13 protein-coding genes are annotated in these 15,885 nt (G+C 67.6%); 1 reads left to right on the plus strand and 12 read right to left on the minus strand.

From position 1 onward, the window contains the following. Positions 1 to 212: 212 nt before the first annotated feature. From DOO78_RS18360 to DOO78_RS18385, 6 genes are all read right to left on the minus strand, one after another. Positions 213 to 1,007: a hypothetical protein gene (locus DOO78_RS18360; RefSeq protein WP_111471325.1), complete on the minus strand. Its 795-nt coding sequence runs from the start codon at positions 1,005 to 1,007 to the stop codon at positions 213 to 215. Further along, on the minus strand, positions 1,004 to 2,158 hold the full coding sequence (locus DOO78_RS18365; protein WP_111471326.1) for a DEAD/DEAH box helicase: 1,155 nt from the start codon (positions 2,156 to 2,158) through the stop codon (positions 1,004 to 1,006). Before DOO78_RS18365 ends, DOO78_RS18360 begins: the two co-directional genes overlap by 4 nt. Positions 2,159 to 2,170: 12 nt before the next feature. After that, entirely contained in the window at positions 2,171 to 3,757 is a 1,587-nt protein-coding gene (locus DOO78_RS18370; protein ID WP_111471327.1) for an ATP-binding protein, read from the minus strand. Next, positions 3,754 to 4,716 carry a DNA-methyltransferase gene (locus DOO78_RS18375; RefSeq protein ID WP_111471328.1) on the minus strand — a complete coding sequence of 321 codons (963 nt, stop codon included), beginning with the start codon at positions 4,714 to 4,716 and terminating at the stop codon, positions 3,754 to 3,756. The genes DOO78_RS18370 and DOO78_RS18375 overlap by 4 nt, the downstream gene beginning before the upstream one ends. Before the next feature lie 304 nt (positions 4,717 to 5,020). After that, entirely contained in the window at positions 5,021 to 5,428 is a 408-nt protein-coding gene (locus DOO78_RS18380) for a hypothetical protein (protein WP_111471329.1), read from the minus strand. After that, the gene (locus DOO78_RS18385; protein ID WP_111471330.1) at positions 5,425 to 5,838 is read right to left on the minus strand and encodes a site-specific recombinase; all 414 of its coding nucleotides are present in this window, start codon (positions 5,836 to 5,838) and stop codon (positions 5,425 to 5,427) included. Before DOO78_RS18385 ends, DOO78_RS18380 begins: the two co-directional genes overlap by 4 nt. Before the next feature lie 194 nt (positions 5,839 to 6,032). On the opposite strand from DOO78_RS18385, the gene DOO78_RS27120 reads away from it, so the two are divergent. Continuing rightward, complete coding sequence (locus DOO78_RS27120) at positions 6,033 to 6,359, plus strand: hypothetical protein (RefSeq protein WP_128080087.1); 327 nt, start codon at positions 6,033 to 6,035, stop codon at positions 6,357 to 6,359. 500 nt (positions 6,360 to 6,859) lie between these two features. On the opposite strand, the gene DOO78_RS18390 is transcribed toward DOO78_RS27120, so the two are convergent. The 6 genes from DOO78_RS18390 to DOO78_RS18410 all read right to left on the minus strand — a co-directional run bounded on the left by DOO78_RS18390 (position 6,860) and on the right by DOO78_RS18410 (position 15,558). Next, complete coding sequence (locus tag DOO78_RS18390; protein ID WP_207802961.1) at positions 6,860 to 8,071, minus strand: ABC transporter substrate-binding protein; 1,212 nt, start codon at positions 8,069 to 8,071, stop codon at positions 6,860 to 6,862. Between the two features lie 475 nt (positions 8,072 to 8,546). After that, complete coding sequence (locus tag DOO78_RS18395; RefSeq protein WP_243634594.1) at positions 8,547 to 10,772, minus strand: TonB-dependent siderophore receptor; 2,226 nt, start codon at positions 10,770 to 10,772, stop codon at positions 8,547 to 8,549. Between the two features lie 286 nt (positions 10,773 to 11,058). Next, complete coding sequence (locus tag DOO78_RS18400) at positions 11,059 to 12,681, minus strand: ABC transporter substrate-binding protein (RefSeq protein ID WP_207802962.1); 1,623 nt, start codon at positions 12,679 to 12,681, stop codon at positions 11,059 to 11,061. Positions 12,682 to 13,001: 320 nt separating this feature from the next. After that, complete coding sequence (locus DOO78_RS18405) at positions 13,002 to 14,402, minus strand: amidase (RefSeq protein ID WP_243634595.1); 1,401 nt, start codon at positions 14,400 to 14,402, stop codon at positions 13,002 to 13,004. Beyond that, on the minus strand, positions 14,399 to 14,587 hold the full coding sequence (locus DOO78_RS28205) for a hypothetical protein (protein WP_243634596.1): 189 nt from the start codon (positions 14,585 to 14,587) through the stop codon (positions 14,399 to 14,401). Before DOO78_RS28205 ends, DOO78_RS18405 begins: the two co-directional genes overlap by 4 nt. Before the next feature lie 404 nt (positions 14,588 to 14,991). Next, positions 14,992 to 15,558 (minus strand): hypothetical protein, encoded by a 567-nt coding sequence (locus tag DOO78_RS18410; protein ID WP_128080088.1) that lies wholly within the window; start codon positions 15,556 to 15,558, stop codon positions 14,992 to 14,994. Positions 15,559 to 15,885: the final 327 nt, after the last annotated feature.

Here is a 15,885-nt window from a genome sequence, read left to right on the forward strand (position 1 = left end):
TGGCTACTGTGCCCGCGGAGCGACGGCCCAGAACACTCTCGCTCCGTCCGTTTGTCTCCGGACCTGGCGACTTGGCCGATTAACCAGCCACGCTGAAAGCCTCCAAAAGCCTTGGATGCCCGTGGGCGAAGAGTCGCTGGGTTAGAGCTTCCTTATGGGGGGGGCGAGGACGCGCGTTGGACTGATGCGAAGCACTTTGGCCCGCTCCGGGGCTATGGGGTACGGCTATCCGTTCTCCTGAGCAGAATTCGGCCGTTGGCGTTTCTGAGTAGTTGCACCCTCGCGTCGTCGGGAAGAGTTGGCCGTCCCTGATCCTTCGAAATCCAGGCAAAGCGCTCGTCGCGCCGGACGGTCCAGAGCCCAACGCTTCCGTGTTCCGCCTCGATTTGAACGGAGCCCTCCGGCAGCCGGACCGTGCGCGCCATACGCAAAGCGCCGTCTGCCGACACGAACACACCGAATCCGATGCTCTCTGTCACTGGCGCAAGTGCCCCCCAAATTTCGAAGGCCTCGCGCCCATCAGCTGCCTTGAATGCGGAAACAGACAGGTAGCCCACGTCGAGGGCGCGTAGGGCGACCTGCCAGTCGCGGCTGTGGCCGTTTGCAATCACGATCGTGGACCTTGGAACGGCGCGCAAGAGCGTCTGCGCTTGGCTGAGGTGCAACGAGAGTTCACGCGCGAGCACCAGGGCGCAGTCATCCTGAGGCTCGCCAAAGCGCAGCGCGCGCATCTGAGGAAGGACATGGCCCTCCAGCGAGTGTGACAGCAGCTCGACTTCCACGACGAACCAGTGCGAGTAGTCCCTGGCGACCAACGCGAGGTCGGGCCGCCGAATCGAGCCCTCGTAGTCAAATGAGCCGCCGAACACCACACAGCGGTAACCGGCGTAGGCTCGGCCCAAGGCTCGAGCGGCAGTTGCCTCGAATTCCGTCTCAGCGGGGGCGTCAGGATCGCACAGATCAAAGAGGTCCCAGGTCGCCCCCTGGGGCAGCACGAGCGTCCTCATGCGCGGCTCCAGGACACGTCGGCGACGCCCTCAAGCTCGGCCTCTTCCTCCTTCAACCGGGCTATCTCCGGCCCCGTCGCTACCAGCGTGTAGACGACCGCTTGGTCCTTGGTCTTTGACGGACGCAGCACGCGCCCGAGACGCTGGATTCGCTGCCGCCGGGTCGCTGTGCTCGCCGCAATGATGCCGAGCTGCGCTTCCGGCACGTTGAAGCCCTCGTCTAGCGCACGACACGTGACCAGGACCGAGAGATCACCTGCACGGAAGAGGCCGAGCATGTCGGCACGATGCCGCATGGGGAGCTTCGAGTGATAGGCCGCGGAAGAGATCCCGTTGGCGCGCAGTACCTCTGCGATCACCTCGCACGCCTCCACATCCTCGTGGAACACGATCGTCCTATGGCCGCGGTGCGCGGCGATCAGCTTCAGCGTCAGCACGACCCTGTTTTGGCTGAGGTTCAGGCCCCGCGCACGTCGCAGGTATAGCGCCACGGCCTCAGGCGCGTCGGAGCCGAGCTTCGATACGACGCGCGCGATCTTGCGAGTGAGTCGTTCGTACTCTTCTGCCCGTTCTGGCTCGAGCTCGAACACAAGATTGCGCAGCTCGAACGGGACGATGACGCCGTCGCGAAGGGCCTCGGCGTAAGTGTACTGGTAGATCACTGGGCCAAGCGCCGGCACTAACACCTCTGCGAGGCCGTCGTCGTAGGGCCTCTCTGGAGTTGCGGAGAGGCCGAGGGTGGCCGCGGCCGGGACATCGAGAACCGCCCTGAAAGTCGGGCTCGCGGCCTTGTGGCACTCGTCGACGACAAGCATGAGATCACCGACCCGGCTCCTGGTGACGTCGAGCTTAGCCACCGTGTTCAGGACACCGATGTTCACCGTCCCCCCGCGTAACCGCCCTCGGGAGGAAAGAATGTTCACCTCGTCAAGCGCCCAGCCGAAGTGGGCCGCGGTCTCCTCCCACCATTGGTCCAGCAGCGCGACCGTTGGGACGACAATGAGAGCCGTCTCGGGCTTACGGCGTTCGATGCAGGCGAGAGCGAAGACTGTTTTGCCGCCCCCAGTTACCGCCCCCACGATGCCGCGGCAGCCGCCGGCCTCCCAAGCGGCTAGCGCCTCGGCCTGCCAGCGGCGGAGCTCCCTGGCCACAGCCTTCCTGGCTCACGCGCCGGCGGGCGGCGCATCGGCCTCCGCCAAGCCTGGAGCCTCCTGGGCCTCGGCCGCCGCGTTGCCGACCCGGACCTCCTGGACGCGGAGCAGCTCGTTCTTGAGTCGACGCACGCTGTCGGGCGACACCCGGCCGGCAAGTTGCGACACGCGGTACTCAGCAACGGCGTCGTAGATATATTGCCTGATGCATTCATCAACGGCGTCCGAAGTCTCGAGCGACGCGTAATACGGGTGCAGGCTGTTAACCAGCACATAGATCGTGCCCGGCACCGCGCTGGCCTCAATAACGAGGTAAGGCTCGTACTCGCTGCGCTCTTGGAGCGCGACCACGACATTCAGGGCTTGGCCGATGCTGAAATCGGCGATGATGTCCTTCGGATCCAGACTGCTAGCCTGCTTGCGGTTGCTGGCCAGAATCGTCTCTAACGGCGGCAGTAGCGTATTCGCAACGGCATCGGACATCTCTGGATTGGAAAACTCCTTCGCCATCGTCTGCACAAGGTCGCGGACCTTTTCGCGTGACCAGGCTTGTGTCTTCTCGCTGCGCCTCTTCGCGGCGTAGTTGCGGTAGTCCTTCGTGAGCTTTGCGAGGAAGCTCTCCAGATCCTCTTCTTCGTTTCCTTCGAAGAGGATCGCGTCTTTGGTGTGAGAAACCTGAAATCCATCAAGGTTGATGACGCCAGTGAGACGCTGGGCAATCAAGTTGTTGGCGCCTTCGTCGTCGACGCCACCGAAGATGGTCCTTGGCTTCCACGCATTTGGGAAGCCTTGGATCTGTCTCCGGTTCTGGAAGAGAGAGAAGCCGCCAAACTTTCGACCGCCGCTACCCCTGCGCAGCACTCCCACCCAGCCGCTGACCTTCTTGCCACCGATGGGCACATCGTCGAATTTCAGCCTCATCGGCTGGCCCTGCGCGTCGGTGTCGAGGTCGTACTCGTCCGGGGCAGGTATCTCTTCGCCATTGTAGAGGATCTTCAGGAAGCCATCGACTATGTCAAAGCGGTACATTGAGCCCAGATAGCCGCGGATGTTCTCCTCAGTCCGCTGCTGGATACTGCGGTGGAGATCGGTGATCGTGATACGCGTGTAGTGCTCATCCGTTCCAACCGCACGCCTCGTGAGTGGAATTTTGCTGTTGTTGTTGGCGATGCTCGGCACGTCCACTACGGCGGTCCACTCCTCGCCACTTCCCCACTCGCAGGTCGTGATGCGCCACTGCTTGCCGATCCAGCATGCGGCGGTCTTCATGCCCATCCCGTACTTAGAACGGCCCTTGCTGTCGTTGGTAGGGTGTGCAATCCGCAGTGCAGCGATGAGATCGTCGCACGTCATCCCAATCGAGTTGTCCTTGATCGTAATTTCCCGCGCGAGCCGGTTGTACGTTAGTTCGACGACGAGAGGTGTACCCTCCTCCTTGAGAACATCGTCAATGACGCTTTCGTAGTTCAGTCGCGACTGCGTCGAGTTGTCGATGAACTCGGCCAAAGCGTACCACATGGTGTAGCTGAGACGGCTGTAGGCGTTGAGCGCCTGCGGACCGATTGAAAGCTCGGCTTCGACTTGTTCGGTCTGGCTCATCTGATCTCCGCCCCGCTGTCGCGGCCCGCTGCTTGCGTTTTCGTCGTGGCCTCAAACCTTCCCCGAGAGCCCGCCGCATACGCCGCGTCCGCCTCGACGCTAAGCCATCGGCGCCCGAGCGCCTCAGCAATCGCGCCGGTCGTGTTGGATCCCGCGAAAGGATCGACCACCAGGTCGCCAGGCTTGGTAAGGAACTCGATGAAGAACGCGGCCAGCTCAGACTGCATTCGAGCTGGGTGAGGATCAAGGCCTTGCTCTGCACAGTATCTGCGGTAGCCGGCGTCCCAGCCCGTGTTGGAAAAGCGCATGAGCGCTTCAGGGAGGCTGTTCGGGTCGACGACGTTCGGCGCGATCGCACCCCCGTGGTCCGTGAGAAAGCCCTTCTCCGAGATCTTGTGGCCAGATGGACGACGGCCAGCATTGTACTTCTGAGAGCTGAGCAGGCGCTGCATGTCCTTGCGGTACGGCGTCAGCACCCGTCGATTGTCCGCTCGCGGCCGGGACGTTTTCGCCAGCCACCACACATGTGTGAAGGAGTCCTTAAGTCGGATGCGCTCGACGTTTACCCACGCTGCAGGACTCGGCAGACGGGCAGGGTTGTGGCAGATGACGTGCTGGCATAGCTCGAGGTTTGCAGCCGCCTTGAAGGCGAGGAGCGCCTCAAGCGGCAGCGTCGACATGACAGGCTTGCCCGCCTCCCAAGCGTTGCCGATTTCGATGACGATCGAGCCGTCCTCCGCAAGGATATCCGACAGCCGCGGAGCCAAGCTCTTGAGCCAGTCCACGTACTGCTGCCCAGTCTCGTTGCCGTACTTCTTCTTCCGGACGAGAGGAAACGGCGGCGACGTCATGATAAGGTTGACCTTCCCCGCCGCCGCCATCAGCGGGGGTGCTTGCAGCGCGTCTTCGATCTTGGCGTTGAGCAGTTGCCCATGCTTGGTCTTGTAGACAGGCTTCATCGGGGGTTAGCGCCAAGCACGGTCGAAAGTGCAACCAGTCCAACCTGGTTGTCGCGCAGAATTCCGCTGAGGAGAACGCTGGATTCGGACCGCCCGCGCTCCTCCTTCCACTCACCCACTCCGGACACACTGAAGCAGAACCTACGCGCGAACACCTCATGACTCATGCCGCGGCGCATCCGAACGGCCCAAATGTTAAAAGCATCATGCCCCCCAACATGCGAAATCACCCGTGCCACGAGCACTTGCCTCGTTGGCCACGGACGCTTTCTGAGCTCGGCAGATGCTTTGCCCCGCGACCGTTTCATAGGGCCCTGCGGATAGCTTGGTCAACGATTCGAGTGGATCCCAGCATGGATCGGGTTGACGGATGGTATTCCCAAGATGGGGCCTCTATGTCCCGCCCATCGAGGATAGCCTCAACCAGCGCAGGGGCCAGCAACGTCAGATTGAGCACTCGGCCGACATAGGCGCGGTCAATCCCCTCACCGGTGGCAAGATCGCGAATCGACCCATACCGACCTTCCTCCAACATGCGCCACCAGCGGAACGCCCGCACCAGGGCCTTCACCAGGACCGGATCGCCCTGCGTCTGGAGCACCCCGAGGGCGTCCGAGGCAGCGGCGACCGGCGCGCCATCCGGCCCGACGATCGCTTTCCGTCCCCCGCGCCGCCGGATGGTCATCGGCACTACCACCGTCATACTCGTCATGCCGCCACGCGCTCCTTCGCCGCCAGATCTCTCGCCAGCCCGGCGAGCCCGTCCAGGTTCAGCTTGATCTCCGCCCCGGCGTCGCCGACCGTCACCCGCTCGACCAGCAGACGGACGATGCGCTCGTGCTCGCCCGGGAAGAGTTCGTCCCACAGCGGATCGAGCCGCCCCAGCGCGTCCCGCACCTCACCCTCTGTCACGTCCGGCGCCTCAACCCGCGCTGCGCGCCAGGTACCGACGACCACCTCCGGCTGGTGCAGCAGCGCGCGGACCTGGGCCATCACCAGCCCTTCGATCTCACCCGCCGGAAGGCGCCGGTGCGGCGCGTCGTTGGCTCCGCCCTGCAGCAGCACCTGGCTGACATAGTACCGATAGAGCCGGCCACCCTTCCGGGTGTGGGTGGGAGACATCGCCCGCCCATCCGATCCGAACAGCAGCCCGCGCAACAGCGCCGGCGACTTCTGCCGCGACTTCGCGGCACGGGTGCGCGGGCTCGGCGAGGATGGCGTGTGCCCGATCCCACAGCGCCTGCGGCACGATCGCCGCATGCTCGCCGGGATAGGACGTCCCCTTGTGCACCGCCTCGCCGAGATAGGTGCGGTTCATGAGCAGCTTGTATCAGCAGCGACTTCTTCGCGAGTTCGGCGGAGAAGACCGATTCAAGCAACTCTGGCGGCGGTTCAGATCCGCGAGCGTCCAATTCGCCCCTTGCGACCTGTTCCATCCAGCCGACGTTAAGGCTCTGATCTCTGCCTCGCCTGCAAAAGCACCATTCTTCTATTACAGTAATATCTTTTCAACAAATTTCACTTTGGCACGGTTCAGCCGGGAACAGGCCGAAGAGAGTTACCGCCACTTCAAGCTATCCGTCACCACGAGGTTTCCAAAGGTCATCATGTACGGCGCAGATGTATCCGGGCGATGGCATTGAGCCTCCCAGCGTCGTCCTCGTACGCGGCGCGGTCTTGCGGCAATATCAAGCCCGCGACAGAGAGCCTGAATTAAAGACAGAGAGCCTGAATTAAAATGGTGTCGGTTCGGTTCGATGCGGGGTGATGCAGTTTGCGCCGCCCTGGAGGTAGGCAGCGCGGGCGCCGCAAGAGCCTCACAGGTCACCGCCAATCCGCACCACGAAATGCTCGGCCAGAGAGTTTTCGCTTTCAGTTTCCGCCGCTACACCACGCCTTTCGAAACGAGTCCTCCGCGTCCGGTCCGCTGCCGCGGGAGAGCCGTTGGCGTGTGGCGCCGCAACGAGGCCGGCTCCCGTAACCTGGGCCTTCCCGCGAGCCGCTGGTCGCGACGGGGCAGGTTCGCAGGTCGCCGCCCCGGGCGATCCGGGGCGAGGCTGGGGCGCGCCCCCCGGCATGCCGCGACCCGACATCGGCCACGGCCGGCGCCGATCCTGCGCGACGGGAGAACCGACCAGCCCGCTCAACTGGCCGTCGCGCCCTCGAAGACGCCCCCAAACCGCTGCCAGGTGGTTCCCGTCCATCGGGCCAGCTGCATCTGACGGATCGGGTGGTAATTGGCCGGGCCGGTATCGACGCGGATGCCGGGCAACAGCACCGGAACCTCCACGGTCCGCAGGTTGGCCGCCTCCTGGATGAGCCGTTCGCGTGACAGGTCCCGGCCGCATTGGCGGAGGACCTGGAGCATCGTCGCCGCGATCCCATAGCCGAAGACGTTGCCGGCGTCGGTCAGGTCGCCATCGGGGTAGTATTGCTGCATGAAGGCGCGCCACTCCTGCATCCCGGGGTCGTCGCGCCAGCTTGGGTCGGTGGAATCCTTCAGATAGGCCGAGGTGATGATGCCCGTGCCCTTCTCCGGCCCGGCCGGGTTCATCACCGCGCCCGCCGAGATGGAGACATTCGTCAGGAAGTGCAGCGCGGGGCGCCAGCCGACATCGTGGACCTTGCGGATCGCCTGGGCCGCGAATTTCGGCGTCGCGGCCGTGAGGAGCACCTCGGCGCCGCTCGATTGCAGCGAGAGGATCTGGCTGTCGACGGTCGGATCCGTCACCTCGAAGGAGGCGGTCCGCACCACGGCGTTGAACCGATCCTTCAGCACGTCGCGCACGCCGACGACGTAATCCTTGCCGAAGTCGTCATTCTGGTAGAGCAGCGCGAGCTTCGCATCCGGGCGCTCGCGCAGCATGTGGTGCGTGTAGATCTGCGCCTCGATCCGGTAGCTCGGCTGCCAGCCGATGGACCAGGGCGTATCCTGGTAATTGCCCCACTTGTCCGCACCGGATCCGACGAAGAGGTGCGGCACCTTCCGCTGGTTGGCGTAGCGCACGATGGCGCTGTTGCAGGCCGTCCCGACATTCTGGAAGAGGCAGGCGACACGGTCCTGCTCCACGAGCCGGCGGACCTGCTCGACGGTCTTGGGCGGGCTGTAGCCGTCGTCATAGCTGAGGAAGGTGACCTTCCGGCCGGCGACGCCCCCTCGCTCGTTCACCATCCTGAAGAAGGCGGCCTCGCACCGGGCGATGGTGCCATAGGCGGAGGCCGGTCCGCTGTAGGGGGCAGTGTTGCCGATGCGGATCTCGTCGGCCGTGATGCCGGTGGTGTCGGCGGCGCGGGCGAGGCGAGGCGCAGCCAGGGCGAGGGCAGCCGCGGCGATGGCGGAGCGTCGATGCAGCACGAAGTCCTCCCAGATGGATGTCTTGGCCCCTCGGCATCGCGGCTGTGCTGTGCCGAGGGGCGGGCGCATCCTGACGGGGGCCGGGCGCCGACCGGGGTCACTCAATCGCGACACTCATGGCGCGACAGTGACGGCGCGACAGTGACGGCGGCTATCCGGCCTGAAAGGACAGGCAGCATCCGCTGCGCGGCCGCCTACAGTTCACGGCGGCCAGATCGAGCATCGCGCGGCCAGGATCGCATGGCACCGGCGCGGCGAATGCATCGGCAAGACATGCTGCGCTGCGTCGAGCGGGGGTGCGCTCGTCCGTGGCGGCCACGGGCTGGCACGATGCGGCGTCTCCTGCCCGCATCGGCGCCTCGGAGACTGGTGTTCGCCGCTTCCTCCCGCCGCGCCATCGTTTCGGGAAACGGCACGATGCGCGGCGCTCCGCCCCGGAGGCCGCCGGCCGGGGCGCCCCGGCCGGCGGCCCTGGTCAGAACCGGTACCGCAGAGTCGCCAGCGCCGAGCGGCGATAGCCCCAGAAGCAGAAGCCATAGGAGAAGCAGGACGAGACGTATTTCTCGTCGGTGAGGTTGCTGACGTTCAGCTGCAGGCTGGCGCCGTTGAGCGAGGGGCTCAGATGGCCCAGCTCATACCGCGCCATCAGGTCCAGCAGCGTCACGTCCGGCACGCGCAGCGTGTTCGCCGGGTCGCCCCAGCTCTGGCCCACATAGCGCACGCCGCCGCCGACCGTCAGGCCCTGCATCCGCGTGTCGGGCTGGAAGCTGTATTGCAGGAAGGCGGAGGCCATGTGGTTCGGCACCGAGGTCGGCACCGTCCCGCGCTGCGGCCGGGTGGTGGTCCGCGTGCCGAGCAGACGGTCCAGGGTCACCGTGGAATTGCTGCTCGTGTACTCGCTGTCGAGATAGGTGTAGCTCGCCACGAGGTTGATGCCCCTGGCCAGGGTCGCGCGCGCCTCCAACTCGGCGCCGCGGGTGCGGATCTCGCCGCTCTGCACGGAGTAGGTGATGTTCTCCGGGTCGGTCGTCAGCACGTTCTGCCGCCGCAGGTCGAACAGCGCCGCCGTGAACAGCGCGTTCACGCCGGGCGGCTGGTAGCGGATGCCGACCTCATGCTGCTGCCCGGTGGTCGGCTCGAAGGGGCCGCCGCCGCGGGCCGGCGCGAAGGTGCCGGTCTGCGGCTCGAAGCTCTCCGTGTAGGAGTAGTAGGGCACGAGGCCGATATTGGTCTGGTAGAGGATGGCGGCGCGGCCGGTGAAGGCGCTGGTGTCGAAGGGCGTGCGGGTGACTGCGCCGGTGGCCAGCGCCGTCGCGCGGGTGAGCGAGTCGTACCAGTCGTGGCGGCCGCTGAGGTGCACCGTGATCGGCCCCCAGCGCATCTGGTCCTGGAGATAGAGGCCGACGCCGCTCTGGTTCTGCAGGGTGCGCGTGGAATAGGTCAGGTTCGGCATGCGCACGCCGTAGACCGGCGCGAAGATGTCGATGGACGGGACGCCCGCCTGGACCGAGCCGGCGGAGGTGTCGCTGTCGACGCGGAAATAGTCGAGCCCGCCCAGCAGCGTGTGGTTCACCGGTCCCGTGCCGAAGCGCCCTTCGAGCTGGTTGTCGAGGGTGATCGTGTCGAAGTCGCCCTGCGTCCCGGTCATCCCGCGCGGCGCGGTGCGGTAGTTCGCCGAGAGCGTCGTGTAGTTGGCCTGGCGGTAGTAGAAGTCGGTGTGGGACCAGCGGAAATTCTGGCGCGCCACCAGGTTCTCGTTGAAGCGGTGCTCGGCGGCATAGCCGAGCTGGTATTGCGTGCGGTTCAGGCGGTCGAAACTCGGGTCGCCGTCCCAGAAGCTCGAGCGGGTCTTGCCATAGGGGTTGTAGAGGACCGAGCCATAGGCCGGCACGCCGCCATAGGTGCCGCCCCAGGGATCGCGCTGGTAGAGGCCGAGCAGGGTGATGGTCGTGTCGGCGGTCGGCCGGAGGGTGAGCGAGGGCGCGATGAAGTAGCGCTCCTCGCGCGCCTGGTCGATCTGCGTGTCGGAGCGCGAATAGGAGGTGACGACGCGCCCGAGCACGCTGCGGTTCTCGTTGAGCGCGCCGCTGAGATCGGCGCCGGCGCGGAAGGTCCCGAAGCTGCCGCCCTGGAGCAGGAATTCGCGGTAGGGCGTCTCGGTCGGGCGCTTGCTGACGAGGTTCACGAGGCCGCCCGGGCCGGCCTGCCCATAGGTCACCGAGGCCGGGCCGCGCAGCACCTCGACGCGCTCCAGCCGGTAGGGGTCGACGCTCGGGTTGGCGTCGCGGCCGCCGAAGACCCGCATGCCGTCGAGGAACTGCGTGGCCGAGAAGCCGCGGATCGTGAACTGGTCGAGGCGCGACACCGTGCCGCGCGTGTCCACCGCCACGCCCGGCGTGTAGCGCAGGATGGAGTTGAGGTTCTGCGGCGCCAGGGCCTCGATCTGGTCGCGCGGGATGACCGAGATGGATTGCGGCGCCTCGATCAGCGGCGTGTTGGTCTTGGTGCCGGTCGCCGCGCTCTCGGCGAGGAAGCCGCGGACCGGCGCCGTGGCCGGCGGCAGGCCGGCGTTGATGCGCATTTCCGGCAAGTGGATGGCGCTGCCCGGCTCCGCCCCGTCCGCGCCGGTCTGGCCGCTCGCCGGCGCCGCGATCAGGACGGAGGTGGTGAGCAGAGCCGCTGCATACGGCGTGCGACGCAAGGGCCGACCGCGGCGCCATCCCCCCGTGGATTGGACCGACCGCTCGACGCTACCTGTCATTGATATGCCCCGACATTAATATGAGAATGCTTGTCATTCTCATTTCGGGCGTCTAGGGCTTTCGTGTTTGTAAGGCAAGGTTCACGCCTTGCCCATGATCCCCCTCGTCGCAGAATTCGCCGCGACCTGTCTCCTGCGCCACGCGGCGCCTGGCCTCATGCCCGGTGCAGGACGTGCTGGCCTGCGGCCCGCAGGGCAGGACGGTGAAACCGTCCTGCGCTCCGGATCAGCCCAGGCTGATCGGCGTGAGGTCCTGGAACCAGCTCTGGGCCTGGACGAAGCCCCGGACCTTCCTGCTCATGGCGCGCGGGTTCAGGTCATGGGCGATGAAGAGGAACAGGGCATCCTCCACCACCTTGCCGTGCAGCTCCGCCACCAGGGCGTCCTGGGCGGCGGGATCGAAGGTCTCGTTGAGCCGGTCGATGATGGCGTCGTAGGCCGGGTCGCTGAAATAGCCCCAATTGTTGGCGACGGGCGGGGCGAGGTCGGTCTTCAGGAAGCGCACGAAGCCGGAATAGGGATCGGCCGCGCCGTAGGAGACGTTGAGCGCCGTGACCCCGCGGTTGGAGGGGGCCTTCGCCCCGTCCCGCCAGATGCCGAGCAGGGCGTTCCACTCGATGACCTCGAAGGCGATGTCGATGCCGATCTCCTTCAGGTTCTGCTGCACGGCTTCGTTCATGGGCAGCGGCTGCATCTGGCCGGAGCCGGAGGGGGAGATGGCGACCTTGGTGCGGAGCGGGTTGCGCGGCGAGAAGCCTGCCTCCGCCAGCAGCTTGCGCGCCTCGTCCGGCGCGTAGCGGGGGCGGAAGCGTGGGGCGCCGTACCAGGGATGCCCCTCGACGACCAGGCCGAGCCCCGGCTTCATCAACCCGCCCAGCATCTGGGCCATGCCGTCGCGGTCGATCGCCAGGTTCGCCGCGCGCCGCACCCGGACGTCCCGCCAGGGGGAGCCCTCGACCATCGAGAAATGATAGGTCCAGTTGTGCGGATACTGGTTGGTGACGACCTGGAAGCCCGCCTGCCGCAGCGCCGGGCAGGCATCGGGCGGCGGCGCCTCGATGAAGTCCACCTGGCCGCTGCGCAGCGCGGCGACCCGCGTGTTCGCCTCGGGCAGCGGCAGCAGCAGCACCTTGTCGAGCTTCGGGATGCGCGCCGCATCCCAGTAATCCGGGTTGCGCGCCAGCACGGCGCGCTCGCGCACCGCGAAGCTCTCCAGCTTCCAGGGCCCGCTGCCGATCGCCTTCTCCAGGAAGCTGTCCCAGCTCCGGCCGGCCGCCTCCCAGGCCCCGCGATGCGTGATCCCGATATAGGTGATGCCATAGGGGATCAGGCTGTCGGGCCGCGTCGTCTCCAGGATGAAGGTGTGCGGCCCCTCGGCCCGCCAGGCGGCCAGCGTCGGCAGGCGGATGCGCGCCTGGGCGCTGGCGCGCGGGTCGAAATGCGGCGCCCCCGTCAGGAAGGCGCGGTCGAAGGAGAAGGCGACGTCCTCGGCCGTCATCACCTTGCCGTCGTGGAAGCGCACGCCCTCCCGCAGCGTGAAGATCCAGCGCCGGGTATTGGCCGGATCGATCCGCCAGGCCGTGGCGAGGCAGGGCCGCAGCCCGGCGGGCTGGTCGGTTTTCGACAGGTCCCAGGTGACGAGCTGGTCGTAGAGCGTGATGCCCATGAAGCGGTGGCCTTCGCCGCCCTGGTCCGGCACGCCGTTCGACATCGGCACGGCCGAGGCGGTCATGCCGACGCGCAGCAGGCCCGCGCCCTGGGCCTGCGCCAGGTCCCAGGGCAGCGTCGCCGCCAGCAGGCCGCCACCCGCGCCGCGCAACAGGCCGCGGCGTTCGATGCTGCTTCGCATGGTCCTCTGTCCCCTTGCCTGCATGGGGAAGGGATCAAGCAAGGCGCGCGCCGCCACCCGCCCGGCGGCGGCCGATCAGCCCGGGGCGGCGCCGCGCCGGGCGACGGCCTCCCGCCTGTCGCGGAGCGGCCCCGGCCTCCGGCCTCGCCCGGCCGGCCAACTGCCCGCAACCCTGGCAGCGGCACCGCCTAGCCGGCCCATCTGCCTCCGCCGGCGGCAGGTCTGCCCTCGACGGCCGCGGAGGGCGGAGGGCCGAAGGGCCTCGGCCGGTCCCGCCGCGAGGCGGCGCGCCGCGGCGAGCGGCGGATGGCGCAAGGCGGTCATCCCCAGGCCTCCGGCGGGCGGCGGGTGTGCCATTCGGTCGCCTGCTCGAAGGCATGGGCGATGCGCAGCACCGTCGCCTCGTCGAAGGCGCGCCCGGCGATCTGCACGGAGAGCGGCAGGCCCTGGGCGCCGAAGCCGGCGGGCAGGCAGATCGCCGGATGGCCGGTGCAGTTGAAGGGCGCGGTCAGCGGCTGCTGCCGGCGCCAGGGTCCCTCATCCACCTGGGCCAGGGCCGGCGCCTCGCCGGCGGCGGGGGCGCAGAGGATCGCGTCGCAGCGCGCCAGCACCGCATCCACCTCCTGCGTCAGCATCCGCCGCAACCGCTGCGCCTGGACGTAGTGCGGCCCGGTGACGAAGGCGCCGAGCTGGATGCGCTCCCGCGTCACCCGGCCATAGAGCTCCGGGGTGCGGCGCAGGTGGTCCTGGTGGATGGCGAAGCTCTCGGCATGGATGATGGTCCAGGTCGCCGCCTCGAAGCGGCGCATGGACGGCAGCGCGATCTCCACCACCCGGGCGCCGAGGCCGCGCAGCACCCGCACGGCCTCCGCCATCGCCGCCTGCTGGTCCGGGCTCAGCCCGGCTGCCTCGTCGAAGGCGCGGGCCCAGCCGATGGTCAGGCCCTGCACGCCGGCCCGCAACCCGGCGAGGTAATCCCCGGCCGGCCTGTCGGCGCTGCCGGGGTCGAGCGGGTCGTGCACCGCCAGGACCTGCATCGCCATGGCGCAGTCCTCCACCGTCCGGGTGAGCGGGCCGGTATGGTCCATGCCGAAGGAGAGCGGGACGACGCCGCGGCGGCTGACGCGGCCATAGCTCGGCTTCAGCCCGACGATGCCCTGGAAGGCGGCCGGCAGGCGGATGGAGCCGCCGGTGTCGGAGCCCATGGCCATCGCCACCATGCCGGAGGCAACGGCGGTTCCCGAGCCGGAGGAGGAGCCGCCGGCGAAATGCGCCGGGTTCCAGACATTCTTGGCCGCCGGCCAGGCGAGCGGGTCGGTCGGGCCGCCGCGGGCGAATTCGTGCGTGGCGAGCTTGCCGAGCAGCACCATGCCCGCGGCCTCCAGCAGCGCCGTGGTCGCGGCATCCGTCTGCGCCAGGTTGTCCGCGCCGAGGACGCGCGAATGCGCCGTGGTCGGCAGGCCGGCCGCGTCGTAGATGTCCTTCAGCGCATAGGGGATGCCGTGCAGCGGCCCGCGCCGGCGGCCGGCGCGGATCTCCGTCTCGGCCGCGGCGGCGCTGGCCCGCGCCCGATCCGCCGCAAGGGTGATGAAGGCGTTCAGGGAGGGCTCCAGCGCCGCGATCCGCGCCAGGGCCTGCTCGGTCAGCGCGACGGGCGAGAGGCTGCCCTCTGCGATGGCGGCGGCGGCCTCGGCGAGGCTCGGAACCGGCGCGGGGATCACGCCGCACCCCCGAACCGCGGCGCCGCGGCGGGCTCCTCGGCCATCGGCATCGGCTCGTCCAGCACCGCGACCAGGGCCAGCCAGTGCCGATAGGCATCCAGCATCACGGGGATGCGGTCGGGGGGGATGGCGATGCCGGCGATGCGCAGCAGCGCCTGGAAATCGGCGGCGTCCGTGTCGTTCATGGTGATCTCCGTTCAGGTCGGGCGGGAATGGAGACGGGGCAGCGCCGCTCCATGGCCCGGAAGGGCCGCGCGACCATCGATCGAGGCCAGGGCCGGTGGGCGGCGGCCGCATGGGAGGCCGGGCTGCGCCGGGCGCACGACCCGCCATCGCCGCGGCCCCACCGTGTCGGACAGCCGCGACAAACCGGTCCGCAGCAATGGCCGCAGCGTGGCCGCGCCCGGCCACGAACTCTCCTGCGTCCGGCGCATCCATGCTCCCGCGGCCCGAGGCCCTGGAATGATGCGCTGGCGTGCTCCCGAAGGCGGATTTTGACAGGAGACTGCAAAAGCGGCGTCTGGTCGTCAACCTGCCGTCCGGGTGACGCGCCGCGCAGGCCCCCGCCGCCCCAGGGGCATTCCTTGAATCAGGGCCATTCCCTGAAGGAGAGCGACATCGTCGTCACGGCCCGGTCGAAGCAGGGGAGCATGTCGCGCGGGAATTCCACGAGCAGGGTCGAGGTCGCCTGACGATCGCGCGCCAGGAAGGTGCGCTGGTAAAAGATGCGGCCCGCGACATAGCCCGACAGGACGAACCAGTTGTCCCGCCGCCGCTGGTAGGTGATTTCGCCGCGGCTGTTGACCAGGATGTCCTGCCGGGCTTCGGCCAGCAGATCCAGGATCGATTGATCGGCGCGTTGGCGCAGGCTCGTCACGACGGCGGTCGCGCGGCGATCCGCCGTCCAGAACCTGACGCTGTCCCCGTTCGGGGTGACGCTGCCGGGATCGAGCACGAAGCCGGGGTGGCGCATCAGGCTGACGCCCCACCGGGTGTTGCGGTAGGGCTGGGTCTCCCTGCCCTGGACCGGGCAATCCGTCGGCCTCTGCGCGCGTGCCGGATCGGCGATGGACAGCCACAGGCCCAGCGCAACGGCGCCCAGCTGCAGCAGGCCCGTCCTGCCTGGGTCCGGTTTCGCGCAAACCATGAAAAGCATCACCAAACGGGAGGAGGGGGAGGCCCTGCCCCCAACAACCGCGATGCGGACGGGTTGCAGCCCTCTCGCGCCCTGGACAGATCAAGGGGCGGCGGCCCGGGAGCGTGACTCACGCGATCAAGCCATGGCCCGGAGCAGGGGCCGCTCAGGTGGACTCACCTGATCGGGTGAAGAGGGGCTGAAAACAACAGGCTGGAGCATGGGCCGCGACCGCGGCGGCAAACGCCCTGGAGCATCTCCTGCGAACGTCCGTTCACCTGCAATGCTCCAGGGATTTGTTCTTACGGGCATCGTCACCTGTCCGGATGAGGTCATCCGGACAGGATT

This window comes from Roseicella frigidaeris (assembly GCF_003258945.1).
GTDB lineage: Bacteria > Pseudomonadota > Alphaproteobacteria > Acetobacterales > Acetobacteraceae > Paracraurococcus > Paracraurococcus frigidaeris.

Bases quoted from the DNA above. Each gene is read 5' to 3' on its own strand.
- DOO78_RS18385 (WP_111471330.1), bottom strand. From the start codon at position 5,838: ATGTCTCCCACCCACACCCGGAAGGGTGGCCGGCTCTATCGGTACTAT.
- DOO78_RS28205 (WP_243634596.1), bottom strand. From the start codon at position 14,587: ATGAACGACACGGACGCCGCCGATTTCCAGGCGCTGCTGCGCATCGCC.
- DOO78_RS18370 (WP_111471327.1), bottom strand. From the start codon at position 3,757: ATGAGCCAGACCGAACAAGTCGAAGCCGAGCTTTCAATCGGTCCGCAG.
- DOO78_RS18410 (WP_128080088.1), bottom strand. From the start codon at position 15,558: ATGCTTTTCATGGTTTGCGCGAAACCGGACCCAGGCAGGACGGGCCTG.
- DOO78_RS27120 (WP_128080087.1), top strand. From the start codon at position 6,033: ATGAGCAGCTTGTATCAGCAGCGACTTCTTCGCGAGTTCGGCGGAGAA.
- DOO78_RS18380 (WP_111471329.1), bottom strand. From the start codon at position 5,428: ATGACGAGTATGACGGTGGTAGTGCCGATGACCATCCGGCGGCGCGGG.
- DOO78_RS18400 (WP_207802962.1), bottom strand. From the start codon at position 12,681: ATGCGAAGCAGCATCGAACGCCGCGGCCTGTTGCGCGGCGCGGGTGGC.
- DOO78_RS18360 (WP_111471325.1), bottom strand. From the start codon at position 1,007: ATGAGGACGCTCGTGCTGCCCCAGGGGGCGACCTGGGACCTCTTTGAT.
- DOO78_RS18375 (WP_111471328.1), bottom strand. From the start codon at position 4,716: ATGAAGCCTGTCTACAAGACCAAGCATGGGCAACTGCTCAACGCCAAG.